Origin of the sequence: Halorientalis brevis (assembly GCF_042678165.1) — an archaeon.
Classification (GTDB): domain Archaea; phylum Halobacteriota; class Halobacteria; order Halobacteriales; family Haloarculaceae; genus Halorientalis; species Halorientalis brevis.
In genome coordinates, this window is the sequence record NZ_JBHUDJ010000001.1 from 689,626 (window position 1) to 713,396 (window position 23,771).

Below are 23,771 nucleotides of genomic sequence, written 5' to 3' on the forward strand. Positions count from 1 at the left end.
AAGGTGGTCTACCAGCCTTCTTCCTGGATCTCGCGGCCGATCTGGATCGTGACGGTGAGGACGTAGTGGACGATGCGGTAGACGGGGCGCAAGAGCAGGTTGAACACGCCGATGAGGCCGACGACGCCGCCGAGCGACTGGAGTTCACCGGGTGACGCGCCGATGACGAGCCCGGCGGCCGACACGATGGCGGCGATGGTCGGGCCGAGCCAGAGGCCGGAGAGATACGCGTTGTAGTCCTCGCTGAACTGCCAGGCGTAAAACAGGGTAAAGGCGAGCACGATCATCCCGACGACGACGCCCGGGGTGGCCGGCAGCCCCAGGAAACCAAGCGGAATGAGCAGGACGGCCGCGAGGATGAACACGGCCGAAATCCGGAGGATACCCCGCTCGTATTTCTCGTCCATACAACAGTATCCCACGGCGGCCCCTAATGTGTTTTCGGTGTCGGACAATTGTCGAGTCGAGTTGACGTGACGGTGGCCGGACAGCCCACGGATACTTGGGGCCGAGCACCCAAGACGACCCGTGTCACGAACCGCCGTGGTCGGGGGCGTCCCGACCCCCGGGTGGGCTGACCGGAAGATCGCAGGCGACTCCAACCGGCAACTACAACAGGAATGGCAACGATATACTTGGCAACAACCGAGTATGACCGACGAGCAAGGGGGGTCGCCGGACCCGACGGCCGGGAACCGAGACGTCACCGAGGAGCTTGCCGAACTCCGCGCGGACATGGAGGAGTTCGAGGAGGAAATCGAGGATCGAACAGTCCACCGTGACGAACTCGAAAGCGAGCTGAAACGCTACGTCCGCGGGCGCGTCCGACGGGGCCACGCCACCGGGTGGGGACCGTACCTGGTCCTGTTGTACGGGACGGTGATGACCCTGGGGGCGTTCTACTTCCTGAGCGGCGGCTGGGCCATCCTCGCGATGGTCGTCATCTGGCTCTCGACGCTCGGGCTCTACACGCTGATGGTCCTCGTGGGGATCGGCGTCACGGCCGCAGGCGTGCCCGGTCGCCTGCGTGATTTCGTCCACGACGTCCGGCAATGAGTCACGGCACCGGCGTGATCTCCGTCGTCCAGGACGTTCTGGGGCCGCTCGTCCCCGTTTTCGCGCTCGTCACCCAACTGGGCGACGTCTGGTTTCTCTTGCTGTTGCTCTCGACGCTGTTCCTCGCCGACGGACGGGTGCCCGGGTTCCACGACCGCATCGATCGGTGCGCCGTCGCCTACGTCGTCGCACTCGCGATCGGCGGCCTCGCGCTCACCGTTGGACTGAAACTCCTGATCGCGTATCCGCGCCCGCCGGCTGGGGCGGTCAACGGCGGGTGGCTTCCCGGGCCTTTGTTCGACCTTTACGTCGGCGTGACGGCCGCCGAGGGGTACGGCTTTCCCAGTGGGCACGCGTTCGGCGCCACGGTGGTGTACGGTGGCCTCGCGCTCGTCTACGGTGACTCGGTCTCGCGACGACGACTGCTCGGTGCGGGCGTCCTCGCCGGGATCGTGGGCTTTTCCCGCGTCGCCATCGGCGTCCACCACCTGCTCTCAGTCCTGGGCGGGTTCGGGCTGGGCGTGGCGTACCTGGCGCTCGCGACGAAGGCGACGGACAACGGGCGGCAGGTCGGGATCGCCTTCCTGCTGGCCGTCCTCGCCGGCGTCTTCGCGCTGTTCGCCGGCGGCTACGAGCGCGACCCGGTCATCGCGCTCGGGATGGCGCTGGGCGGCCGCCTCACCTGGCAGGTGGCCGGCGACCGCATCGCAGCCGCGTCGCTCTCGGCGCGGGAGCGCGGGCTGCTCGTCGTGGGCGGTCTGACCGTGATCGGCGGGCTGTTCGTCGGGATGGAGGTCCTCGAACCGGCGTTACCGATCACCTTCCTGCTGTCGGCTGCCATCGTCGCGACGCTGCTGGTGCTCCCGGTCGTGGCGGACGAAAGAAAGCGGTAGTCGAAGTCAGAACGTCTCGAGGTAGCGGTCGAGTTCCCACTCGGAGACGTCGACGAGGTACTCCTTGTACTCCTGGCGCTTGGCTTCGACGAACTTCTCGCCGATGTGCTCGCCCAGCGCGTTGTAGATGTCCTCGTCTGCTTCGAGGGCGTCGACGGCCTCGCCGAGGTTCTCCGGCAGCGTGTCGATGCCGTACTCGGCGCGTTTCTCCTCGTCGAAGTCGTAGATGTTCTCCCGAACGGGGTCGGGCGACTCGATGCCCTTCTCGATACCGTCGAGACCGGCGTGGATCATGACGGCGAGCGCGAGGTAGGGGTTACACGACGGGTCTGGCGAGCGCAGCTCGACGCGGGAGGCGGCCGGGATGCGCGCGGCCGGCTTGCGGATGAGCGCCGAGCGGTTGCGGTCGGACCAGGCGACGTAGACGGGCGCCTCGTAGCCCGGCACCAGGCGCTTGTATGAGTTCACGGTCGGGTTGCAGATGGCCGTGATGGCCGGAGCGTGGTCGAGCATCCCGCCGAGGAACTGCTTTGCCGTCTCGCTCAGGTTGAACTCGTCGTCCTCGTCGTGGAACGCGTTCTCGCCGTCCTCGGTGAACAGCGAGAGGTGCGTGTGCATGCCCGAGCCGTTGATCTTCGGGATCGGCTTGGGCATGAACGTCGCGTGCAGGTCGTGCTCTGCGGCGATGGCGCGGACGACCGTCCGGAAGGTCCCGACGTTGTCGGCGGTCGTGAGCGCGTCGTCGTACTCGAAGTTAATCTCGTGCTGGCCCTGGGCGACCTCGTGGTGGCTGGCCTCGATCTCGAAGCCCATGTCCTCCAGGCCGTAGATGATGTCACGGCGCACGTCGGAGGCGAGGTCCTTCGGCGCGAGGTCGAAGTAACCGCCGGCGTCGTTCGTCTTGGTCGTGGCGCGGCCGTCTTCGTCTTCCTCGAACAGGAAGAACTCCGGCTCGGGGGCGGCGTTGACCTGATACCCCATGTCCTCGGCGCGCTGGATGGCCTGCTTCAGCACGTAGCGGGGGTCGCCCTCGAAGGGCTCGCCGGTCGAGGTGTTGATGACGTCACAGATGAGGCGTGCACTGGCGTGTTCCTCCGAGTTCTTCCACGGGAGGACGGAGAACGTGTTGGCGTCGGGGACGAGGCGCATGTCCGACTCCTGAATGCGAACGAAGCCCTCGATAGAAGAACCGTCGAAGTAGATACCCTCGGCGAACGCCTTTTCGGCCTGCTCCGCCGGAATAGAGACGTTCTTCACGGTGCCGAGAATATCAGTGAACTGCAACCGCAGGAAATCGACGTTTTTCTCCTCGATTTCGTCGAGGACCTCCTGTGCCTCCGCAGTGAGACCGCCGTCAGCTTTTACGTTCGGGTTTGTCATCTTTCTCGTCACCGGAAAGCTATACCCCAAATATAAAAACCCTATTGATTTGCGCAAAGCTCACGACTCGCTCCGAGGAATTGGATATTCGTAAAATTCTAATGCCCCCAGCGAGTTTGTGAACGTAATGACGTACGAAAATCTCGACCGGAAGTTAGTAAATGCCCTGCTCGGCGACGGACGCGCCAGTCTTCGAAGTCTCGCCGAGGACCTCGACGTCTCGGTCACGACCGTCTCGAACCACCTCAAAGACCTCGAAGAACAGGGGATCATCAACGGGTACACCCCCAAGCTGGATTACGACGCGCTCGGCTACGACGTGACCGCGGTCGTCCAGCTCAAAGTCGAGGGATCGGCGCTCCCCGAGGTCACGGAGAGCCTCAAACAGCACAAACAGATGATCTCGGTGTACGAGGTCACCGGTGACTACGACATCATCGCCATCGGCAAGTTCACCGACACCGACGGGATGAACAACCAGATCAAAGAACTGCTCGTCGACCCGCAGATCAAAGAGTCCAACACCAGCGTCGTCCTCAACGCCGCCAGCGAACACGAACAGTTCGACCTCGACGTGGAGTAACGCGCCCCGCGCGGTGCGCTCTTTTCCGACCGCCAGCCCCGCCAGCGCCGTGAGTGCCGTCGATGGCGCGAGCGACGGGGCGGCCGAAGTCACCCCGACACTGGCCAGACTCACTGCTCGGGGGCGGCGTCGTCGGTGTGGACGGCGAGGACGGGGTGCGTCGTCGTTCGAATCGTCCGCTCCGTCACGCTTCCCAGAACGCGTCGCGAGAGGCCCGTGCGGCCGTGCGTCCCCATCACCACGAGATCGACGTCGGCGTCGGTGGCGTACGAGTCGATGACGGCACTCGGCGCCCCGCTCGCGATCTCGGTCACCGGTTCGCGACCGGTCGTCTCGACGATGCGGTCCCTGGCGTCGGCGACGGCGGCGCGCCCGTGGTCGGCGTCGCCGGCGTGCAGGACGTGGGGCGTGGCGTCGAAGGCGTCTGCGAGCGCGATCGCGTGTTCGAGGGCAGCGTCCGCGTACTCGCTCCCGTCCGTCGGGACGAGCACGTCGTCGTAGGCGACCGACTGACACTCCCCGTGGACGGTGAGTACCGGTGCGGTGACGGTCCTGACCGTCCGCTCGGTGACGCTGCCGAGGAGGTGACGCCAGGGACCGGTCCGGCCGTGCGTCCCCATCACCACGAGGTCGATGCCGTGTGCCTCGACGAACTCGGTGATGATCTCGTGGGGCGTTCCCTGCCGCGTGTGCTGTTCGACGTCGACCGAGGGGTCGATGTCGGCGATGGCGGCCGTGGCCTCGCTGGCGCGGTCGAAGAACGTCTCGCGCTCGCGGTCGACGAGGTCGGAGACGTCACCGACGCTGCCGCTCGCGTATTCCATCGGGTCGACGACCGAGAGCGCGTGGACGGTCGCCCCGAAGGCGTCCGCCACCGTCATCGCGTGTGCGGCCGCCCCGCGTGCGCAGTCACTGCCGTCCGTCGGAACGAGGATGTTGTCGTACATTGCTAATCACTTCCCATCGAGTCGGTCGGCGCGGTCGGCTGTGCGTTCGCCTTCCCACCGGCCAGCCCGGTGACGGTCAGCGCCGCGGGCAACACGACGAAGGCCGTCAGGAGCGAGAAACCGATGGCGAGCACGGTGGTCTTGCCGAAGTTCGCGAGCACCGGGAACCGGGAGACCATGAGCACGCCGAACCCGAAGATCGTGGTGAAGCTCGACCCGATGATCGGCCGGGAGAGCTTGGCCACGGCGGTCGCGGCGGCGGTACGCGGCGAGAGCCCGCGCTCGTGGACCTCCTGTTCGTACCGCTCGAAGATGTGGATCCCGTAGTCCACGCCGATGCCCAGCGTCAGCGACGACATCGTGATCGTGAGCGGGTTCCACGGGATGCCGAACAGGTACATCGCGCCCGTCACGAGCAGCGCCGCGCTCCCGGCGACGCTGGCGATCAGCGTGACCGAGATCCGCCAGGACAGGAACGCGAACGTCAGGAACAGCAGGCCCAGCGAGAACGACAGCAGCGTCATCGGCGTGAGGCCGGCGGTGACGTTCTCGATGACGTTCCGGTTGAGGACCGGCTTCCCGGTGATCCGGACGTCGGCCGACGCCGGCAGCGCGGTCTCGGCGGTCTGCTCGTGTTGGGTGATGAGCGTCCGGACGGCCGGTCCCTCGATGTCGTCGGTGTACACGGACAGCACGACCCGGTTCGGGTGGCGCTCCGAGAGCGTGAGTCCCGAGTCGTCGGGTTCCTCGACGCGGTCGAGGAGGCGATCGAACTCCTGTTGACTGTCCGGGGCGGTGCCGCCGCTGGCGGCGCTGACCTGCGTGACCGGACTCTGTATCGTGTTGACTCGGTCGTTCTCCAGCATGAGCCGCTGGTAAGTCGCGAGGTCGCGGAACATCGCCGGCGTGTACGCCTGGTCGCTCTCGACGATGACGTAGATGACGTTGGGGCTGTCGACGGTGTCCGAGAGCCGTTCCATGTCGTTTTTCGCGTCCAGCTCCTGGGGCCAGAAGTCCATCATCTCCTGTTTGGGCTCGACCTGGGGATACGCGTACGCGCCCCCGGAGACGAGCAACACGGCGAGCAGCAGCGTCACGAACGGCCGACCGCCGGAGAAGCCGGTCGTGAAGCGGTAGACGGCCTGTTCGAGCCAGTCGCCGGAGTCGCCGTCGTCGACGGACCCCACCGTGCCGTGGTCGTCGCGGTCGTACCGGACCAGCAACGCGGGCAGGAGCGTCACGGACAGCGCCATCGCCGCGAGCACGGCGATCGCGCTGACGACGCCGAACTGCCGGACGGGCGGGACCGCCGACACCAGCAGCGAGCCGAGGCCGACGACCGTCGTCCCCATCGCGATGAGGAGCGCGCGACCGGTCGTTCGGGTGGCCATCCCGGCGGCCGCGACGGGGTCGCTGCCGGCGCGGCGCTCTTCGATGTACCGGGAGTGGATCTGGAGGGTGTAGTCGATCCCCAGCCCGAGCGCGATCGGCATCACGCCGAGCATGATGGCGTTGAAGTCGTAACCCAGCACGCCCATCGCGCCCATCATGTACAGCAGCGCGGACATCGCGGTCATCAGCGGGAGCAGCACGTGCCAGCCGCGCTCGGCCTTCTGCCGCATCACGAGGTAGACGACGCCGAAGATGAGCGCGAACGCGCCCGCGAACAGCGTGATCATCTCGGGGAGCATCAGCCCGAACGCGGCGTTCTCGAACACCGGTTGACCGGTGATCGTCACGGACAGCCCCGGGGGCGTCCTGGCGAGGTCCGTCTCGGCCTGGAGTTCGGTGTAGACGATGTCGGCGCCCCGCTGCGGGAGGAAGTTCCCGCGGTCGAACGTCTGGACCTCGCCGTAGCCGACCAGCAGCACCGTCGTCCCCTGTTCGGGGACGAGCTGGTCGAGTTGCGCGGCCGCCGTGGGGCTGGACTCGCGGACGCGATCGAGCGAGCGACGGACGCCGGCCTCGGTGTCGGGAATCTCGCCGCCGTTCCCGCGGCGGACGAGGTCGGCGAACGACGTCACCTGCCGGACGGAGTCGACGTTGTCAGCGTACCTGCGATCGAGGCGGTCGATCGCGCGCACCGTTTCGGGGTCGTACAGCCGGTCGGACTCGACGACGACGAAGACGTTGTTTCCGGTGTCGAACTCGTCTTTGAGCGTCTCCCAGTTGTGGATCGTCCGGGAGTCGTCGTCGACGTACAGCGTCATCCCCATGCTCATCTGGACGCCCGACAGCCCGATGCCGAGCGAGAGGAGCGCCGTCACGGCGACGACCGCGAACACCTGCCGCTGGTTCTCCGCGGCGTACCGGCCAGTCGACTCGAGCGCGTCACGGACGCGCCGTCCGAACTCGGTCGGCATCTTACCTGATCCGGGACAGCAGGTCGGTTCTGTAGGCGATGCCGAACATCAGCGCGAGCGGCAGGAGGGCAACGAGCGCGCCGGCCCCGCCGGCGAAGCCGGTGATCGCGCCGACGGTGAACCCGCCGCTGGACTCGGCGACGGTGACCGGCGCGGACTGGACGTCCGTGACGACGGTTTCGCCGAACTGGTTGTCGTACTTGACGCTCATGTCGAGCGTGTAGGACTTGGGGGTCGCAGCGCCGTCGGTGCTAACCGTAAAGGAAACCGTCGTCGTCTCGTTCGGTTCGAGCGTGCCGACGTACGCGGTGTCGTCGTCGGTCTCGAACGGCGAGTTCGTGTTGATGCGTGCGACTGCGTCAGTGAAGGTGCCGCCGCCCGTGTTCCGGATCGTGTACGTGAGGGTGGTGGTCGATCCGGCCTCGGTCTCGGCGACGTCGGTCACGGTGAAGTCCGTCTCCGGCCCCACGGCGACGTCGACGGACTCGTCGTCGTCCGCGACGCGGTTCCCGTAGCTGTCCTGGTGGACGACGGTGACCGGAACCGAGTAGGTCTCGGGCAGCGCCTGGTCGGCCACTTCGAGCCGGTACGTCGCAGTCGTCGATTCACCGGGAGCCAGATCGCCGAGGCTGACGCTGTTGGAAACCGGCGAGAACGGTCCCGTCGACGCGATCTTCGCGCGAGCGTTCGTTGCCGTGCGGTCACCGGTGTTCGTCACCTCGACAGCGACCGCACCCGTCGACCCGACGTACAGCGCCTCGCTCCGGGCCGAGAGCTCGTACGCCGGACCGTTCCCGATCTTGACTCGGCCAGTTTCGACGTCGGACTGCCGGGCGCGGCCGTTCTCGTCCTTGTAGCTCAGTTGGAAGTCAGTCGCGTACTGTCCCGGCGTGTCCGCGTCAGCGACCGCGGCCTGGAAGGAGGCCGTCGCGGTCTCGCCCGGCTGGAGCGTGCCGAGGCCGACGCCGTTCGTCCGCGGCTGCACGTACTCGGTTCCGACCATGTTCAGCGTTGCGTCGCGGGCCGCTTCGGTCCCGCTGTTCTGAACGGTCACCTCGATCCGGCCGTTGGCCTGTTCGTAGAGCCCGTTGCCGGTGGCCTCCTGGATCGACAGCTGTGCGGTCTCTTCGATCTCGACGGTGATCGTCTTCTCGACCGTCACCGTCTCCCGGTCGATGGCGTAGTCGTCGACGGCGGTGACGACCGTGTCCCCCTGATCGTTGACCCACGCGTCGACGTTGTCGACGTACGTGTAGTTCATCGTCACCGGAACCTGGTACGTCCCGGGCGCTGCGTCCTCGTCGACTTCGACCGTGACGCTGGTCATCTGCTTCCCGCGCGGCCGGATGTCACCGACGTTCCGGCGCCCCGTCTTGATCTCGATCGGTGCTTCGCCGGCGTGGAACTCGACGGTCGTCCCGCCGGCAGACCCAAGTCGGATCCCCTGGGTCTGGATCACCGACTGGAGGTCTCTGACGTCACCGGTGAGTTCGATCGACTGGTCGGGTTGGTTCTGCAACGCGATGGGCAACGTCGTCGTCTCCCCCGGTTCGAGCGTGTTGTCGGCCTCGATCGTCGGCGTCACGACCGGCTCCGACACGTCGTCGTACCCGTACGCAGCCGCCGGAACCGTCCACGCCGCTGCCCCGACGAGCAACATCACTGTGATGATCGCCACCTTGCCGAACTCTGCGGTGAGTCTGTTTTGCATCTTGTTCGCAATATTGTGGATAGTATACTTAAGTGTAATGGAACCAGAACACATCTAATCGGTATTTAGAGGTTTGAATTTATGGATTGGCTCATTCTGCCGAGGCCTCGAGTTAATAGAATTGTCCAAGCCATCCAATACACCACCCGGGGTACCGGTTATCGACCCCGACCGGCGTCGGCTTGCCCCACGTGCGGTTCGGAATAGCACACCAGTCGCGCATCCAGTTCCGAACGCTTTTGACTGACCAGTCAGTTAGTTACTTCCATCCCCTCCATGTCTGACGACGTTTCTACCGAGATCATGACGGCGACGTACCGTGCCCTCTGCGAGCACGGGTACGCCGAGTTGACGATGCAGGACATCGCAGACGAGACGGACAAGAGCAAAGCGTCGCTGCACTACCACTACGACAGCAAGCACGACCTGCTCGTGGCGTTTCTCGACTATCTCTTCGAGGAGTTCACCGACCGCGTGTCCGACCCGGCCGGCGAGACGCCCGCCGAGCGCCTCGACGCGTTCGTCGAGAGCGTGCTCTCGCCGCCGACCGAGGACGACGACGAGCGCGTGGCGTTCAAAACGGCGATTCTCGAACTGAAGGCCCAGGCACCCTACGACGACGACATCCGCGAGCGGCTGGAAGCGTTCGACGCGTTCGTCTTCGAGCGCGTCCGCGAGTACATCACAGCCGGCATCGAGGCCGGCGAGTTCCGCACGGTCGACCCCGCTGACACTGCCCGGTTCATCGTGACCACGCTGGACGGCGCACAGACCAAGCAGGTCGCCGTCGGCCAGGACATCGACTGCACCCGGCGGATGCTCCGTGCGTACGTCGACACGCACCTCGTGTCCGAGGACTGTGCTGGTGAGAACGGTCGACTCGACGGCCCAACGGAGGTGACGCCGGAATGAGCGTCCGCGAGCGTCTCGGCAGTCTGTTCAAGGGCCAGGAGGAACTGGACCTGACGAGCGGCGAGATCGCCAAACCGCTCTTTTTCCTCTCCTTTCCCATCATCATCACGAACCTGTTGCAGGTGATGTACAACCTGGCCGACACCTTCTGGCTGGGGCAGTTCGACTCGCCGCAGCCGCTGGCGGCGATCACCTTCGGGTTCCCGCTCGTGTTCCTGCTCATCTCCCTGGGGATGGGACTCGCGGTGGCGGGCAGCGTGCTCGTCGCGCAGTTCACCGGCGCGGACGAGCCTCGGAAGGCAGAGTACGCCGCCTCCCAGACGGTGACGTTCGCGTTCCTCGCGTCGGCGCTGCTGGGCGTCCTCGGCTACTTCGCCGTCGAGGAGTTTCTCGCACTGCTGGGCGCGAAAGGACGGGTGCTCCTGTTGGCGACCGAGTACATGGAAGTCGTCGCGCTGGGGCTGCCGTTCATGTTCGGCTTCTTCGTGTTCATCTCGCTGATGCGCGGGGCCGGCGACACCATCACGCCGATGCTGGTGATGTTCGGCACCGTCGTGTTGAACATCGCGCTGGACCCGTTCCTCATCTTCGGCTGGGGGCCGTTCCCAGCGCTGGGCGTGCAGGGCGCAGCAGTCGCCACCGTCTTCTCGCGCGGGCTCGCGATGGTCGTCGGGATGGCGATCATGCTCGCCGGAACCAGAGGCGTCCGCATCCGACCGGGCGAGATGGTGCCGGACCTCGAATACGTCCAGCGCCTGCTCCGCATCGGCGTGCCGGCGTCCGTCGAAGGGACCGGCCGCGCGCTGTCGGTCAACGCCCTGCTCTTTATCGTCGCGACGTTCTCGGTGACCGTCGAGGCGGCGTTCGGCGTCGGCGTCCGCGTGTTCTCGCTGATCTTCATGCCCGCCATCGCCGTCGACCGCGGCGTCGAGACGATGACCGGCCAGAACATCGGGGCCGGGAAACCCGACCGCGCCGCCGCCGCGAATCACTTCGCGGCGAAGGCCTCGTTCGCGATTCTCGCGCTTCTCGGCGTCGTCATCTTCGCGGCCGCGCCCGCGGTCATGGACCTGTTCACCGACGAGCCCGGCGTGATCCGCGAGGGCGCGACGTTCCTCCGATGGGTCGCGCCGACCTTCGGGTTCATCGGCGTCGTCCGCGCCTACTCCGGCGGCTTCCGCGGGGCCGGGAAGACGCTGACCGCCGCCGCCGTCTCGATCACGATGCTGGCGGTCATCCGCCTGCCTGTCGCGTGGTTCGCCTCGCGCGGCCTCGCGCCCGAGGGCTACTGGTTCCTCTCGACGCCCAGTCCGACGGGGATCTGGATGGCCTTCGCGGTGTCGAACGTCGCCGCGGCCGTCATCGCGTTCCTCTGGTTCGAGCGCGGCACCTGGCGGAAGGCAGACCTCACCGAAGAGGACGTGGGTTCCGGGGCGGAGGACGTCGGTGAGGCGAGTCCGACCGACGACTGAGCGGTGAGGCTGCGAGTCGAACCGCGGGAGGCGGGAGCAGACCGACGACTGAGCGGTGAGGCTTCGAGCCGAACCGCGGGAGACGGGAGCAGACCGACGACTGAGCGGTGAGGCTGCGAGTCGAACCGCGGGAGGCGGGAGCAGACCGACGACTGAGCGGCGGCTCGAAAGACGCAGTCTTTCGGTGGTCCCGTAAGCGAAGCGATCGGGTTTCCCCAGTAGTCACGCCGTCCCAGGGACAAACGATGATTTCAGTCTACGAAGCCGTTTAGTCAGTGAGCCGACCTGTGTTCGGTATGTCTCGCAAGCCAGTCGGTGACGACGGCTCGACGGCACGGTGGCGACAGGCAGACAGTACGCGACGGCTGACGCGCCGTCGAGTGCTCACGGGAGGGAGTGCCGTCGTCGGCAGTGCAGTAGCTGGCTGCAGCGGCCTCCCCGGTGGCGAATCGACCGACGATCTGCGATTCACCAGCCTGCACCAGACCGCCGTGTTCGTCGCCGACGGCGTCGACCTGGCGGTTCCAGAGGAGATTCCGACCGTGAGCGCCGCGAACAACGCAGATCTCGTCGTCGTCCCCGACGACACCGACGTCGGTGCAAAGCAGGCCGTCGACTGGCTCGCCGACGAGCGCGTGATCGCGGTCGTCGGCGACGATGCCGAGGCCACGTGGCACGGCTGGGCCCGAAGCGACGAGTTCGAGGACGCGTTTCGCAGAGACGGGTTCAGCGACAGCGAACCCGACCCGTCCTTGCTCGTCGGGGCTGCAATCGGTCTCGACGTCACGACCTACCGCCACTCCTGGACGGACGGACCGCGCGACCGGGACGTCCTCCGCGCGCTCGACGAGGACCTGAGCGACATCGAATCCAGGACCCCACAGTGAGGTGCCCGTTCGGTCCCCGGACGGAACTCACAGGAGCGCCCCGGACTGGAGGACGGCGATCAGCGCCGTCAGCGTCACCAGACTCCCGAGTGTGCTGACGAGGATGGTCGTGCTCACGTAATCAGCCGCGGAGAACTCCCGGGCGCCGTCGCCGAACTCGATCGTGAGCATGAGCGGCGTCACCGCGGCCGGCATGGCACACTCCAGGACGAACACGCGGCCGACGGTCCCGGTGAGACCGACGCCGAGGGCGACACCGAGTGCCACGATTGGCGCGACGAGCAGTTTGAGAACCGTCGCCGGCGCGACGCGCCGGACCGTCGCGCCCCCGACCGGTCCCGCGAGCTGGATGCCGAGCATCAGCAACATCACGGGGATCGCCGCCTCGCCGGTGAGCCTGATCGTCTCCATGGCAGCCGTGTCAGTCGGCGGCGCGAGATCGAACGCGCGAACCACCCCGGCTGCGACGACGGCGTAGACGAGCGGGAGGCGGAACACCTTCCCGAGGGCGCCGCGCATCGACGCGGCCTGCCCGCGGGAGGCGACGTAGACGCCGACGGTGTACATCAGGACAGACTGGACGGCGATGTACAGCACGGCAGTGCTGCGGCCGAGCGCGCCGAAGGCGAACGCGGAGAGGGGAATCCCGTAGTTGCCGGCGTTCGAGAAGGTGCTCGTGAGCACGAACGCGCCCAGGATCGGTTCCCGTTCGCCGAGGAAGCGCCCGGCGCCCTCCGCAATGGCGACGATCGCGACCGTGAAGGCCACGACGCCGCCGAACAGGCGAGCGACCGTCGACCCGGAGATCGGCGTGGTCAGCAGGCTGTAGAAGACGAGCGCCGGCGCGAGGACGAAGATGGTCACCGTCGAGAGCGGTTCGACGTTGACGTCGCGGACCGAGCCGAGAACGTAGCCGACGCCGGCCACGGCGACGACCGGGAGAACAGCCGAAGTCAGCACTGAGAGCAGCGACACGGTCGCAGCCAGACCGGCGCGCGAGTCAACGGTTTCGATACGCGCCGGGACACGTCAACCAGTCGTCACGACCGTCACACGCGTGTCTGACCAACGTTGATGTAGCGAGACGTACAGTATTGAGACGATGGGCACGAACGCGCGCAGTCCGGACGACGAGAGTTCGCGACCGTGGACGGACCCGCGCTCCGTGCTGCGGACGCTACTTTCGACGCCCGACGAGCAGCCGGACCTCGCGGACGCCGACCTGCGCCGGTCGCTCGTCGCCGGGCTCGCCGACGAGGACCCGACGATCCGGTTTTCCAGCACCTGGGCGATCAGACTCCTCGCGCGCGACCAGCCCAACGCACTGCCCGGCCTCGTCGGCTACCTCGTCGCCAACCGCGACGCGAGCGACGACGTTCGCAACGTCCTCGTCGTCCTCCTCGACCGATATCCCGACCTCGTCCGTCCGGTACTCACCGAGCGCGACGTCGACCCGGACGCCCTCTCGGCGGACCACGACGGTGCGCTGGCCCTCCCGGCCGGAGACGACGACAACGACGACGCGGTCGTCTTTCGCGAGGACCACGACGGGAAGACGATCATCCCGACGTACGGAAGCAGCGCCGACTTTCTGACGACGGCGCTCGACGGCAACCGACAGCTCGTCGAGACCCCCGGCGAGGTCCCGACGGTCATCGAACGAGCGATGGACGACGCGTCGACCACCGGTGGCGGTGACCCCGACCGACGCGACGCGGACCAGGAGAGCGAGGACCAGACCGACGATGCGGCGCCAGACCCCACTGACCGCGCGGCCCCATGGTCCGCCACGCAGCAAAAGCGAGCCGACATCGAACACATCGAGGGGTCGGACCTCTTCGAGACGATCCGATCGCAGTGCCGCTTCGACGACTTGGAGGTCGTGTTACCCCGCGACGGCAGGCGCTACGCCGACACCGTCCGCGCGCGAGCGCGCACCGGCTCCGAGGAGTCGGGAATCGCCCTCCGGCTCCTCGACCGACCGGACAGCGACGCGGACGACGGCGATTACGCCGCGACCGTCGGTGAGCAACTCGCTCGCTGGCAGGGAGCGTCCGCGATCGAGGGCGTCGTCACGGTCCACGACTGGGCAGCGGACCCGCGACCCTGGCTCGCCACCGAGCCGGTCGAGGAACCGATTTCCGAGTGGACTCCGCCGAGCGTCGCCGCGCGACTCCGCTGTGGACTGCACCTGGCCGAGAGCGTCGCCGACTGCCACCGTCAGGGCGTCGTCCACGCCGGCATCGACCCCGGGAACGTCGTCAGGTCCGGCGACGCGCTCACCGTGGCGTGGCGCCCCAAACTCGACAACGTCGGTCTCCTGTTCGCGCTCCGCGAGTACTTCGACCTCGGCGAGTACCTCGACTTGCGGTACGCTGCGCCCGAGTACTTCGACGCTCGCTACGGGAGCATCGACCACTCGACGGACGTCTACCAGCTCGGCACCGTGCTCTACCGGCTGTTCACCGACCGTGCTCCCTTCGAGGGCGGCGAGTCCGAGGTCCATGAACAGGTGCTGACCGCCGAGCCCCCGGCACCGACCGAGGTGAATCCGGCGCTCCCAGACGCTGTCGACGACGTGATCTGGAAAGCGACGGCGAAGCGAAAGCTCGTCCGCTACGAGACCGCCACGCAGCTCCGGGCAGATCTCAAACGGAGCTGTGAGGAAGCAGGCGTCGACATCGACATCTGAGCAGCGAAAAAGCAGCGGGGAGGGGAACCAGCGGCCTCAGTTACCGGATGTCATGTCGCCGTGACGAGACTCCCAGATCGCCATGGCGTTAGGCTCGTCGTTGCCACCTACGAGGACCGGTACCAGCGGACCGCTTCCCCGACGCCGAGCAGGGCGACGGCCACGCCCGAGACGACGAGCAGGAACGCGTCGAACGGCGTCACCCACAGCGGGAGCGAGTACAGCAGCCCGTGCAGCACGACCGGCGGGACGAGTCGCGGAAGCCGTGCGAACGTGGCGGTCCAGCCGACCCCGACCCCGCCGGACTCCAGGCCGAGCGCCGCGGCGCTGGACCCGTTCGCGCTCTCGTCACCCGTTTCGAGGATTTCCACGTCGTAGACGCCGTCCGGGAAGTCACGGCTCCACGAGACGGAGCCGTTCCGGTTCACGGTGAGGATGCGCGATCCGTGCGAATCCGCGATCAGCGTCCGCCCGTCGGGCAGCCGGTCAGCGTCCCGCGGCCAGCTCAGCCGCGAGTCCGCCCACCGCCAGGACCGCTGCCACTCTCCGTCCTCGCGCTGGTACTCGACGATGCGGTTGTTCTCGCTGTCAGCGACCACGACCGCCGGACCGCCCCGGGCTTCGGGGATGTAATCGGGATTGTGCTGTTCGTAGAGGATCTCGTGGTCGCCGTCCGCGCCCAGCGTCCAGTTCTCCTGGAGCCCCGCCCCAGGGTCGACGAACACGACCTGGTCCTGGTTGCGCAAGTCGACCATGACGCGGCCGTCGGGGAGATACTCCACGTCGTTCAGATGGGTCCAGTCGCCGGGGTAGCTCCCGCCGCTCTCGGGCGCGTAGTCTTCCGAGACCCGCCACTCCCAGATGGTCTCGTCGGTGGTGGTGTTCACCATGAAGACGCTGTCCGGGTAGTTGATGTTCGCGAACAGCAGCACCGACTCGTTGATGCGGTCGACGTCGTGATCGTCCGAGGAGCCGTTCTCCGTGTCGACGATCGTGTGCAGGCGCGTCGTCTCGTCGGTCGTCAGGTTCACCCGCTCGACGACGTCGACCGAGCAGGTCTCGCCGGCACAGGCGTCGCTCTCGTTGTGATACGTGGCGACGTACTCGACCGTATCCGACCCCGTCGGCGCGGGGTCCACGTCGTGGTAGATGCCGTACGTCTCGTTGTGGTACATGACCGAGCCGTTGGGGTGGTAGGCGACGATCTGGCCCGGTCCGGTGGCGTCGATGGTCGCGACGAGCGTCCCGCCGACGCCGGGTGCCGACCCCTGGGTTGCGGCCGTGTCGTAGGTCGCGAACGACGCGGCGACCGACAGACCGGTCACCACGACGAGCAGAGCGACAGCGAGCCGAAGAGTCGACATCCGCGTGGAGGGACGGAGTGCGTTCGGCAGCGGAGAGCGAGTCATCCTATCTGGAACGCACCTTGCGTGCGGGAAAAACCCTCCGAGAACTGACGGAAACGGAGAGCGGTCGCTCCTCGGACAGCGCGTCGATAAAAGTGTAGTCGGTCAGCGAGCGGTGCAGTGGGATGACGGAGTGGCGTAGTAAAGTGGCTTAGACGGCCGACTTCACATCATGCCGCCCATGCCGCCGCCCATACCGCCCATGCCGCCCATGCCGCCACCCATGCCGCCGGGTGCGCCGCCTGGGCCGCCTGCAGGTCCGTCGTCCTCGTCGTCGGACGCGCCGCCCTTCAGGTCGCCGGCTGCGATGACGTCGTCGATGCGGAGGATCATGACAGCGGCCTCCGTCGCGGACTCGACGGCCTGGGTCTTGACGCGGAGCGGTTCGACGACGCCGTCGTCTTCCATGTCGACGACGTCACCGGTGTAGGCGTCGAGACCGGTCGTGGTGTCGCCGCCGTCGTGCTTGCTGCGGAGGTCGACCAGCGAGTCGATGGGGTCGAGCCCGGCGTTCTCTGCGAGGGTGCGCGGGATGACGTCGATGGCGTCGGCGAACGCCTCGACGGCCAGCTGCTCGCGGCCACCCACGGAGTCGGCGTAGTCACGCAGACCGAGGGCGAGTTCCGTCTCGGGAGCACCGCCACCGGGGAGGACCTGACCGTCCTCGAGCGTGACGGAGACGACACCGAGCGAGTCGTCGATCGCGCGCTCGACCTCGTCGACGACGTGGTCGGTGCCGCCGCGGAGGATCATCGTGACGGCCTTCGCGTCCTCGACGTCCTCGACGAAGATGCGCTGGTCGCCGCCGACGTCCTTCTCGGCGACGGAGCCGGCGAAGCCGAGGTCGTCCTCGGTGATGTCCGCGATGTTGGAGACGACGCGAGCGCCCGTCGAGCGGGCGAGCGCCTTGATGTCGGACTTCTTGGCGCGACGGACGGCGAGAATGCCCTCCTGGGCCAGGTAGTGCTGGGCCATGTCGTCGATGCCCTTCTGGCAGAAGACGACGTCGGCGCCAGCCTCGGAGATGTTGTCGACCATCTCTTTGAGCTGCTTCTCTTCCTGGTCGAGGAACTGCTGGAGCTGGTCCGGGTCGGTGACGTTGACCTCGGTGTCGAGCTCGGTCTCGGGCACCTCGATGGCGGTGTCGAGCAGGGCGACGTCGGCGTCCTCGACGGCGTAGGGCATGTTGTCGTGGACGCGCTCCTTGTCCACGATGACGCCCTCGACCAGTTCGGACTGGTCGATGGAGCTGCCGACGACCTTCTCGACTTTGATGTTGTCCGTGTCGACGCCTTCCTCGTCGGCGACGGCGCGGACGGAGTCGACGACCAGCGAGGCGAGCGTGTCCTTGGCGGACTCGGCGCCCTTGCCGGTCATCGCGGTGGCGGCGATCTGCTCGAGGATGTCGGTGTCGTCCTCGTCGACCTCGATGGCGATGTCCTCGAGGATCTCCTTTGCCTTCTCGGCTGCCTGGCGGTACCCCTGTGCCAGGATGGTGGCGTGGATGTCCTGGTCGAGGAGGTCCTCGGCCTTCGTGAGGAGTTCGCCCGTGATGACGACGGCCGTCGTGGTGCCGTCACCGACCTCGTCTTCCTGGGTCTGGGCGACCTCGACGATCATGTTCGCGGCCGGGTGCTCGATGTCCATCTCGTCGAGGATGGTGACGCCGTCGTTCGTGACGACGACGCTGCCGGTGTCTCCGACGAGCATCTTGTCCATTCCTTTCGGACCGAGTGTCGTGCGCACGGACTCGGCAACCGCTTTGCCGGCCGTGATGTTCATCGACTGGGCGTCCTTCCCGGAGGTTCGCTGACTCTCCTCGGAAAGTACGATGAGGGGCTGGTTACCCATCTGCTGAGCCATATTCAAGCAAATGGTTGTATTGCCATTCTATATAAACGTTGTGTTCACAGCAGGCAGAACCGCCTTACGGGACCGTCCCCGCGATCCGTGGGAGAACGTGACAGGGCGTGGGTTTAAATCCCGCGAGGGCGGCCGTGGCAGCGACACGGCGGGCGAATCGATACCGGGATTTACGTAGGTCGTTCGCATACTGTCAGCCAATGGAGATTCGAGTGGAACTGGCCGACGACCTGGTCGAGGAGTTGGACGACGAAGCGTCGCTACAGGGGTTCGACGACCGGGCGGCGTATCTGCGGTGGATCATCGCACACCGACCGATGTCGGACCTGGCCTCGACGCAGGCACCAGCGGTTGCGAGCCGCGTCTCAGAACTCGAAGAGCGAGTCAAACTCCTCGAGCGGCAACTCGACCTCGACACCCCGACGAACCCCGAGGCGGACCTCGGCGGTGCGTCGAGCAGTGGCGCCAGCCTGGACGCGGCGAGCGGTACCACTCCCGAAAGCGGTGCCGACGACGGTGCGAGTCTCGCAGGCGGGTTCGAATCGAAAGTCGAGTCCGCCGAGATGGACGACCCGCAAGGAGCGACCGGCGAGCCAGAAGAGGGCGCGGAAGACGACGACATCGCGGACGCGATCGGCGACATCTCACTCGACGACGACGAGTAGCAAACCGAAGTAGCCAGCGTCCCCGCGAACGAAGGGAGCAGGGGTAATTATCGAGGGAATTAGCCCGTGAACTGGTGGTACTCCATTCCCTTGTGTTTCATCTCGTTGTGGCGGCGTTCGAGGAACGAGTAGACCGAGCCGTGGGGCGCGCCGTCGAGGATCATCTCGGCGGCCTCGCGCACGGTGTCGACCTGTTCGGGTTGGCCGATGATCCCGAGCGTCGAGCCGTAGATGACGACCGCAGCACCGGACAGTTCCGCCATGAGTTCCCGGGTGCGACCGTCCTCGCCGATGAGGCGACCCTTGTTCCGACGGAGGTCCTTCTCGTTGCGCGAGGCGGCTTTGATGTCGATGATGTCGAACATCATCATCTCGTCGTCCAGCAGCGCCAGGGCTTCCTCGGGCGCGAATCCACGGCCGATGGCCTTCACGATGTCCGGCCCTTTGAGCCCCGTGATGGGATCCCCGACCGTCTCGACGCGAACCTGACCGGTCTCGCTGTCGATGTCGAGTCGGACCTCCGCGCGCTCTTCGATCTCACGCATCGTCTCTCCCCCTTCGCCGATGAGCACGCCGATGCGGTCCTGCGGAATCTTCACATGTTGCATAAATATACTGCAGGCTACGTGGTCGCGCCGTTTTAAGCCTTCGCACGTGACGAATATCGAGTCGGCAGAAGGCAGTTCCGACGAGGGAATCGCCATCGCTGACGGACGTGGACGGCCGCCAGGGACGTTGCATATCTCGGCCGGTCGCTTAAGCCCGGGAACGTTGACACCGAAGGTACGATGGAACGTAACTGGGAGACCGCGAGCGCGACAGGAGAGCGGCGATGACTGCGGTCGGCTTCGCGCTGTCGAGCGAACTGTACGGACCCAACGAACTCGTCGAACAGGCGGTCCGGGCCGAAGAGGCCGGGTTCGACTTCGTCGCGGTCTCGGACCACTACCATCCGTGGCTCCCGGTCCAGGGCGAGAGCCCGTTCGTCTGGACGACCCTCGGCGGCGTCGCACGCGCGACCGAGGAGATCGGCATCGGGACGGGCGTGACCTGTCCGTCGATGCGGTACCACCCCGCCAACCTCGCACAGGCCACCGCGACGACCGCGGCGATGAGTGACGGACGCTTTTTCTTCGGCGTCGGCTCCGGGGAGCGGTTGAACGAACACGTCCACGGCGACCACTGGCCACCGATCGTCAAACGGCTCGAAATGCTTCGAGAGGCCGTCTACGTCGTCCGGGCGCTCTGGACCGGCGACGAACTTACCCACGACGGAGAGCACTTCACCGTCGAGAACGCGCAACTGTTCACGCTGCCCGAGGAGCCACCGCCCATCTACGGATCGGCGTACGGTCCCACGGCGGCAGCGACCGTCGCGGAGTTCTCCGACGGGCTGTACACCGTCGGCCCACAGGAACAGACCCTTGCGGCGTACACCGACGCTGGCGGAGAGGGGCCGGCCTACGGCCAGTTGAGCGTCTCCTACGAGGAAACCCGAGAGCAGGCCGTCGACGTCGCCACCGAGCGCTGGCCGAACACGGCACTGCCCGGCGAACTGGGGTCGCAACTATCCACGCCAGCCCACTTCGAGCAGGCCTGTCAGATGGTCTCGAAGGCGGACATCGAAAACGGGAGCCTGGTCACTGACCCGGACCCGGCCACGCACGTCGAGAACGTCGAGAAGTTCGCAGACGCCGGCTTCGATCACGTCGTCGTCCACCAGATCGGAACGGACGTTGCGGGCCTGTTCGAGACCTACGAGAGCGACGTCCTGCCGGCAATCGCGTAGTCACGGGGAGCAGTCGCTCACGACGGGTGAGTGCGACCGAAACAGCGTCTCACTGGGGAACGAGATCGTCGGCGGACACCTTCTCGATGTCGAACTCGCTGTCGAACGCCCGCTTTGCCGCCTGTTCGCGTTTCTCCGTTCGGAACTGGCTGCGGTGAAGCGTCTGTACGTATCTGTGAAGCTCCCGTTTGCTGTCGATCAGGAAATACCCGCTTCGAGTCGCCGCGATCGGGATGCCCTCCTCGTACAGCAGGTACTGCAACACCTCCTTGCCCTCGAAGGAATCCGTCTCCGCGACCCCGAGTCGCCGGTTCAGTTCCTCGGAGGAGATGCTGTTGTCACTCCCGCGATGTTCGGAAAGGATGTCCAGCGCCTGCTCGATGAGATCGCGGTCAATGCGGCTCATGCTGACAGCTACCACATTAAGAATCAAAAACATATTCTCAGGTTACATATAGAAAATCCATTAATATTTGTCAGTCGTGACGGGGTCACAGCCACGTTCGAGAACGGTGAATCGAGAGACAACGACGGCCTCCGAACGGTCGGAGACGCAGTCAGTCGGACGTGTCGTCGGTGACGAACGCGAGCAGGTCCTCGTCGGTCACGTCCATTCCCTGGCGGCGGAAGAACGCGGCGACGTTGTGACAGTCGCGTTCGAGGAACTCGCGGCTGTTGGGGTGATGGACAGTCACGGCCTGGCCGAGGTCGATGACGACCAGTTCCTCGCCGTGGAGGATGACGTTGTACTCCGAGAGGTCGCCGTGGACCAGGCCGGCGTCGTACAGGCGGCGCATGTACTCACGGATGACCTCGTAGGCCGTTTCGGGGTTCTCGACGTGGACCTCGCTGAGGCGTTTGGCCCGCCCGGTGTCGAGGCCGAGCAGTTCCATGACGAGGACGTTCCGCTCGACGGCCATGGGTTCGGGGACGCGGACGCCGGCCTTCCGAGCGCGTGTGAGGTTCGCGAACTCCTTGCGGACCCACGCCTGAACGATCTGTTTCTTGTCGTGACCGATCCCCTCGAACCGGGGGTCGCCGTCGAGATACCCTCGCATGTCCCGGAAGTCCGAGGCGTTGATGCGGTAGACCTTGACGGCGACTTCGGGATTGTCGTCGACGTCGAGCACGTCGGCGGCCGTTTCCCCGCCGAGCGCGGAGTAGACGTTCGCCTCTTTGCCCGTCGAGATGGGACCGCCAAAGGCGTCGATGTAGCCGTCCTGAACGAGTTTGTACAGCGCGGCGAAGGTGGCGTCGTCGAAAACGGAGGCCTCGACCTTGAACTGGTCGGCGTCCTTGATGCGTTTGCGGAATTCGCTGAACTCGCGGTCCCGACGGCGGGCGATGCGATCGGCTTCCGTGTCGGCGACGTCGATCTCTTCCCACTCGTCACCCGGCGAGTCGACGTCCTCGGTGTCGACGAGCTCGAAGGATTCTGTCACGAGAGCGTCCCCCGACTCATGGGCCTGCTCGCCGTCGGTCCAGCGGTCGACCGCCGCCGCGCTGCGGAATCGCGTTCATGCGAGCGCTACTCCTGAATGTGACCCTCCTCCTTGAGCTGGTCGGCTTCCTGCTTGTCGTAGCGCCAGGTGATGTCGGCCTTCTCGTCCTGCCAGTCCCACGGTTCGACGAGGACGACGTCGTCTTCGCGGATCCAGATGCGTTTCTGCATCTTCCCCGGGATGCGAGCGGTTCGTGTCTGCCCGTCCATACAGCGCACGCGGACGCGATTCGCACCGAGCATGTCCAGGACGACGGCGAACACCTCGTCGTCGTCGGGCATGCGGAGGTCCTTCCTGCCCTCGTTGTCACTCATGTGCGGTCCTTCGGTGGGGAGACGGTTTAAGCTTTTCAAGCCTGAACTGCCCGCCAACCCCCTCAGTCCGCGCCCTGGGACTTGACCCACCCGCACTCGGGGCAGGTTTCCACGCCGTTCTCCGCGTCGGTCTCGGCGGCCTCGTCATGGCCGACGGGGTCTCCCTCACGAGCGTCTGAGCGAGCGCGCGCGAGCGGTCAATTCCCCGATTTGCCGCCGATTTCGCCCGTACTGGCGCGTTACCAAGAACCACCCCGATTTCGAGTATAACGTGGCCACCCTGGGTAAACAGGCGTTTGATAAGCCCTACCAAGAGTTTATTACAGAGTATTTACAGCCGTGGTGTTGTATGAAAGCAGCAGTCTTTCACGGGGTGGAGGAGCCGCTCCAGATCGAAGAGGTGGAACCGCCGACAGCCGACGACGACCAGATCGTCGTCGAGACCGAAGCGTGTGGGATCTGCCGCAGCGACTGGCACGCCTGGAAGGGCGACTGGGATCACATGGGCGTCATCCCGATGGACGGCCTCATCTTCGGCCACGAACCGGCCGGCACCGTCGCCGAGGTGGGCGACGACGTCGAACGATTCCGCGAAGGCGACAGCGTCACCGTCCCATTTTGTCTCGGCGACGGCACCTGCGAGCACTGCCGCTCTGGGCACGCCAACGTCTGTGAGCGCCTGATGCCGCTCGGCTTCATCAAACCGGCGCCCGGCGCGTTCGCCGAGCGGTTCCCCGTCCGCGAAGCCGACTTCAACGTCGTCAAACAGCCCGACAGCGTCGACCCCGTCGAGATCGCCGGTCTCGGCTGCCGGTTCGCCACCGCCTTCCACGGGCTCGTCCACCGCGTCGACCTCACCGCCGGCGACTGGGTGGCCGTCCACGGTCTCGGCGGCGTCGGCCTCTCGGCCGTCCACGTCGCGAACGCGCTGGGCGCGAACGTCATCGGCGTCGACATCATCGACGAGAAACTCGACAAGGCCGAAGAGTTGGGCGCCGACGAGACGCTCAACGCCAACGACGTCAAGGACGTTCCCCAGGCAGTCAAGCAGTTCACCGAGTCCTCCAAAGGTGTGGACATCGCCGTGGATGCGCTCGGCGTGCCAGAAACCTGCCAGAACGCCTTTAACTCGCTGGGCAAGACCGGCCAGCACCTCCAGATCGGGATGACCGAAGGCGAGGACGGCGGCCACATCCCCATTCCGATGGACAACCTCGTCTACGACGAACGCGAGATCGTCGGCTCCTACGGCATCCCGCCGAACCAGTACGACGAGATCTTCCGCATGATGGACCGCGGGAAGATCGACCCCGGGAAGATCGTCACCGAGACCGTC

General features: G+C 66.2%; 22 protein-coding genes. 10 read left to right on the plus strand and 12 right to left on the minus strand.

What is annotated here, in order from left to right; all coding sequences use genetic code 11:
• Nucleotides 1–8: 8 nt before the first annotated feature.
• The gene (locus ACFR9U_RS03555) at nt 9–407 is read right to left on the minus strand and encodes a hypothetical protein (RefSeq protein WP_247376631.1); all 399 of its coding nucleotides are present in this window, start codon (nt 405–407) and stop codon (nt 9–11) included.
• A 244-nt stretch (nt 408–651) separates the two neighbouring features.
• Here ACFR9U_RS03555 and ACFR9U_RS03560 point away from each other — a divergent pair, with 244 nt between their 5' ends.
• Together ACFR9U_RS03560 and ACFR9U_RS03565 are read left to right on the plus strand one after the other, a co-directional pair.
• Complete coding sequence (locus tag ACFR9U_RS03560; RefSeq protein WP_379813773.1) at nt 652–1,056, plus strand: hypothetical protein; 405 nt, start codon at nt 652–654, stop codon at nt 1,054–1,056.
• Nucleotides 1,053–1,949, plus strand: a complete 897-nt coding sequence (locus ACFR9U_RS03565) for a phosphatase PAP2 family protein (protein ID WP_247376629.1) — start codon at nt 1,053–1,055, stop codon at nt 1,947–1,949. The genes ACFR9U_RS03560 and ACFR9U_RS03565 overlap by 4 nt, the downstream gene beginning before the upstream one ends.
• 6 nt (nt 1,950–1,955) lie before the next feature.
• Here ACFR9U_RS03565 and glnA read toward each other — a convergent pair whose 3' ends face one another.
• Nucleotides 1,956–3,329, minus strand: a complete 1,374-nt coding sequence (glnA, locus tag ACFR9U_RS03570; protein ID WP_247376627.1) for a type I glutamate--ammonia ligase — start codon at nt 3,327–3,329, stop codon at nt 1,956–1,958.
• A gap of 127 nt (nt 3,330–3,456) precedes the next feature.
• Here glnA and lrp point away from each other — a divergent pair, with 127 nt between their 5' ends.
• A complete protein-coding gene (gene lrp / locus ACFR9U_RS03575) occupies nt 3,457–3,912 on the plus strand; it encodes an HTH-type transcriptional regulator Lrp (RefSeq protein ID WP_247376626.1) in 456 nt (151 codons plus the stop codon).
• A gap of 110 nt (nt 3,913–4,022) precedes the next feature.
• On the opposite strand, the gene ACFR9U_RS03580 is transcribed toward lrp, so the two are convergent.
• Genes ACFR9U_RS03580 through ACFR9U_RS03590 form a run of 3 tightly spaced genes read right to left on the minus strand, consistent with a single transcriptional unit; the run spans nt 4,023 to nt 8,933 of the window.
• Complete coding sequence (locus ACFR9U_RS03580; RefSeq protein WP_247376624.1) at nt 4,023–4,859, minus strand: universal stress protein; 837 nt, start codon at nt 4,857–4,859, stop codon at nt 4,023–4,025.
• A 2-nt stretch (nt 4,860–4,861) separates the two neighbouring features.
• Nucleotides 4,862–7,222, minus strand: a complete 2,361-nt coding sequence (locus ACFR9U_RS03585) for an efflux RND transporter permease subunit (RefSeq protein WP_247376623.1) — start codon at nt 7,220–7,222, stop codon at nt 4,862–4,864.
• A gap of 1 nt (nt 7,223) precedes the next feature.
• Nucleotides 7,224–8,933, minus strand: a complete 1,710-nt coding sequence (locus ACFR9U_RS03590) for a COG1361 S-layer family protein (protein ID WP_247376620.1) — start codon at nt 8,931–8,933, stop codon at nt 7,224–7,226.
• A gap of 276 nt (nt 8,934–9,209) precedes the next feature.
• On the opposite strand from ACFR9U_RS03590, the gene ACFR9U_RS03595 reads away from it, so the two are divergent.
• The 3 genes from ACFR9U_RS03595 (at nt 9,210) to ACFR9U_RS03605 (ending at nt 12,204) form a co-directional block, all read left to right on the plus strand.
• Entirely contained in the window at nt 9,210–9,845 is a 636-nt protein-coding gene (locus tag ACFR9U_RS03595) for a TetR/AcrR family transcriptional regulator (protein WP_247376618.1), read from the plus strand.
• Nucleotides 9,842–11,317, plus strand: a complete 1,476-nt coding sequence (locus ACFR9U_RS03600) for an MATE family efflux transporter (RefSeq protein WP_247376617.1) — start codon at nt 9,842–9,844, stop codon at nt 11,315–11,317. The genes ACFR9U_RS03595 and ACFR9U_RS03600 overlap by 4 nt, the downstream gene beginning before the upstream one ends.
• Nucleotides 11,318–11,613: 296 nt before the next feature.
• Nucleotides 11,614–12,204 carry a hypothetical protein gene (locus ACFR9U_RS03605; RefSeq protein WP_247376616.1) on the plus strand — a complete coding sequence of 197 codons (591 nt, stop codon included), beginning with the start codon at nt 11,614–11,616 and terminating at the stop codon, nt 12,202–12,204.
• A 27-nt stretch (nt 12,205–12,231) separates the two neighbouring features.
• Here the strand turns inward: ACFR9U_RS03605 and ACFR9U_RS03610 are convergent, their stop codons facing one another.
• The gene (locus ACFR9U_RS03610) at nt 12,232–13,179 is read right to left on the minus strand and encodes an AEC family transporter (protein WP_247376614.1); all 948 of its coding nucleotides are present in this window, start codon (nt 13,177–13,179) and stop codon (nt 12,232–12,234) included.
• Between the two features lie 127 nt (nt 13,180–13,306).
• Between ACFR9U_RS03610 and ACFR9U_RS03615 the strand changes: the two genes are divergently transcribed.
• Entirely contained in the window at nt 13,307–14,896 is a 1,590-nt protein-coding gene (locus ACFR9U_RS03615) for a serine/threonine protein kinase (protein WP_247376613.1), read from the plus strand.
• A 107-nt stretch (nt 14,897–15,003) separates the two neighbouring features.
• On the opposite strand, the gene ACFR9U_RS03620 is transcribed toward ACFR9U_RS03615, so the two are convergent.
• Nucleotides 15,004–16,305 (minus strand): aryl-sulfate sulfotransferase, encoded by a 1,302-nt coding sequence (locus tag ACFR9U_RS03620; protein WP_247376611.1) that lies wholly within the window; start codon nt 16,303–16,305, stop codon nt 15,004–15,006.
• A 162-nt stretch (nt 16,306–16,467) separates the two neighbouring features.
• Nucleotides 16,468–18,153, minus strand: a complete 1,686-nt coding sequence (gene thsA / locus ACFR9U_RS03625) for a thermosome subunit alpha (protein WP_247377555.1) — start codon at nt 18,151–18,153, stop codon at nt 16,468–16,470.
• Between the two features lie 212 nt (nt 18,154–18,365).
• On the opposite strand from thsA, the gene ACFR9U_RS03630 reads away from it, so the two are divergent.
• The gene (locus ACFR9U_RS03630; protein ID WP_247376609.1) at nt 18,366–18,830 is read left to right on the plus strand and encodes a hypothetical protein; all 465 of its coding nucleotides are present in this window, start codon (nt 18,366–18,368) and stop codon (nt 18,828–18,830) included.
• A gap of 59 nt (nt 18,831–18,889) precedes the next feature.
• On the opposite strand, the gene ACFR9U_RS03635 is transcribed toward ACFR9U_RS03630, so the two are convergent.
• Nucleotides 18,890–19,438: a KH domain-containing protein gene (locus ACFR9U_RS03635; RefSeq protein WP_247376607.1), complete on the minus strand. Its 549-nt coding sequence runs from the start codon at nt 19,436–19,438 to the stop codon at nt 18,890–18,892.
• 224 nt (nt 19,439–19,662) lie between these two features.
• Between ACFR9U_RS03635 and ACFR9U_RS03640 the strand changes: the two genes are divergently transcribed.
• Nucleotides 19,663–20,619 (plus strand): TIGR03557 family F420-dependent LLM class oxidoreductase, encoded by a 957-nt coding sequence (locus ACFR9U_RS03640; protein ID WP_247376605.1) that lies wholly within the window; start codon nt 19,663–19,665, stop codon nt 20,617–20,619.
• 49 nt (nt 20,620–20,668) lie between these two features.
• Here ACFR9U_RS03640 and ACFR9U_RS03645 read toward each other — a convergent pair whose 3' ends face one another.
• The 3 genes from ACFR9U_RS03645 to eif1A form a co-directional block, all read right to left on the minus strand.
• Nucleotides 20,669–21,025, minus strand: coding sequence for a hypothetical protein (locus tag ACFR9U_RS03645; RefSeq protein ID WP_247376603.1), 357 nt, complete (start codon nt 21,023–21,025; stop codon nt 20,669–20,671).
• A gap of 151 nt (nt 21,026–21,176) precedes the next feature.
• A complete protein-coding gene (gene rio1, locus ACFR9U_RS03650; protein WP_247376601.1) occupies nt 21,177–22,061 on the minus strand; it encodes a serine/threonine-protein kinase Rio1 in 885 nt (294 codons plus the stop codon).
• An 86-nt stretch (nt 22,062–22,147) separates the two neighbouring features.
• Nucleotides 22,148–22,435 (minus strand): translation initiation factor eIF-1A, encoded by a 288-nt coding sequence (gene eif1A, locus ACFR9U_RS03655; RefSeq protein WP_247376599.1) that lies wholly within the window; start codon nt 22,433–22,435, stop codon nt 22,148–22,150.
• A gap of 349 nt (nt 22,436–22,784) precedes the next feature.
• On the opposite strand from eif1A, the gene ACFR9U_RS03660 reads away from it, so the two are divergent.
• The coding region (locus ACFR9U_RS03660) for a zinc-binding dehydrogenase (RefSeq protein WP_379813781.1) at nt 22,785–23,771 on the plus strand (987 nt) is incomplete at its 3' end.

What these genes read in the sequence shown, in the direction of transcription:
- ACFR9U_RS03555 (WP_247376631.1), bottom strand. Translation starts at nt 407, where the DNA reads ATGGACGAGAAATACGAGCGGGGTATCCTCCGGATTTCGGCCGTGTTC.
- ACFR9U_RS03560 (WP_379813773.1), top strand. Translation starts at nt 652, where the DNA reads ATGACCGACGAGCAAGGGGGGTCGCCGGACCCGACGGCCGGGAACCGA.
- ACFR9U_RS03565 (WP_247376629.1), top strand. Translation starts at nt 1,053, where the DNA reads ATGAGTCACGGCACCGGCGTGATCTCCGTCGTCCAGGACGTTCTGGGG.
- glnA (WP_247376627.1), bottom strand. Translation starts at nt 3,329, where the DNA reads ATGACAAACCCGAACGTAAAAGCTGACGGCGGTCTCACTGCGGAGGCA.
- lrp (WP_247376626.1), top strand. Translation starts at nt 3,457, where the DNA reads ATGACGTACGAAAATCTCGACCGGAAGTTAGTAAATGCCCTGCTCGGC.
- ACFR9U_RS03580 (WP_247376624.1), bottom strand. Translation starts at nt 4,859, where the DNA reads ATGTACGACAACATCCTCGTTCCGACGGACGGCAGTGACTGCGCACGC.
- ACFR9U_RS03585 (WP_247376623.1), bottom strand. Translation starts at nt 7,222, where the DNA reads ATGCCGACCGAGTTCGGACGGCGCGTCCGTGACGCGCTCGAGTCGACT.
- ACFR9U_RS03590 (WP_247376620.1), bottom strand. Translation starts at nt 8,933, where the DNA reads ATGCAAAACAGACTCACCGCAGAGTTCGGCAAGGTGGCGATCATCACA.
- ACFR9U_RS03595 (WP_247376618.1), top strand. Translation starts at nt 9,210, where the DNA reads ATGTCTGACGACGTTTCTACCGAGATCATGACGGCGACGTACCGTGCC.
- ACFR9U_RS03600 (WP_247376617.1), top strand. Translation starts at nt 9,842, where the DNA reads ATGAGCGTCCGCGAGCGTCTCGGCAGTCTGTTCAAGGGCCAGGAGGAA.
- ACFR9U_RS03605 (WP_247376616.1), top strand. Translation starts at nt 11,614, where the DNA reads ATGTCTCGCAAGCCAGTCGGTGACGACGGCTCGACGGCACGGTGGCGA.
- ACFR9U_RS03615 (WP_247376613.1), top strand. Translation starts at nt 13,307, where the DNA reads ATGGGCACGAACGCGCGCAGTCCGGACGACGAGAGTTCGCGACCGTGG.
- ACFR9U_RS03620 (WP_247376611.1), bottom strand. Translation starts at nt 16,305, where the DNA reads ATGACTCGCTCTCCGCTGCCGAACGCACTCCGTCCCTCCACGCGGATG.
- thsA (WP_247377555.1), bottom strand. Translation starts at nt 18,153, where the DNA reads ATGGGTAACCAGCCCCTCATCGTACTTTCCGAGGAGAGTCAGCGAACC.
- ACFR9U_RS03630 (WP_247376609.1), top strand. Translation starts at nt 18,366, where the DNA reads ATGGAGATTCGAGTGGAACTGGCCGACGACCTGGTCGAGGAGTTGGAC.
- ACFR9U_RS03635 (WP_247376607.1), bottom strand. Translation starts at nt 19,438, where the DNA reads ATGCAACATGTGAAGATTCCGCAGGACCGCATCGGCGTGCTCATCGGC.
- ACFR9U_RS03640 (WP_247376605.1), top strand. Translation starts at nt 19,663, where the DNA reads ATGACTGCGGTCGGCTTCGCGCTGTCGAGCGAACTGTACGGACCCAAC.
- ACFR9U_RS03645 (WP_247376603.1), bottom strand. Translation starts at nt 21,025, where the DNA reads ATGAGCCGCATTGACCGCGATCTCATCGAGCAGGCGCTGGACATCCTT.
- eif1A (WP_247376599.1), bottom strand. Translation starts at nt 22,435, where the DNA reads ATGAGTGACAACGAGGGCAGGAAGGACCTCCGCATGCCCGACGACGAC.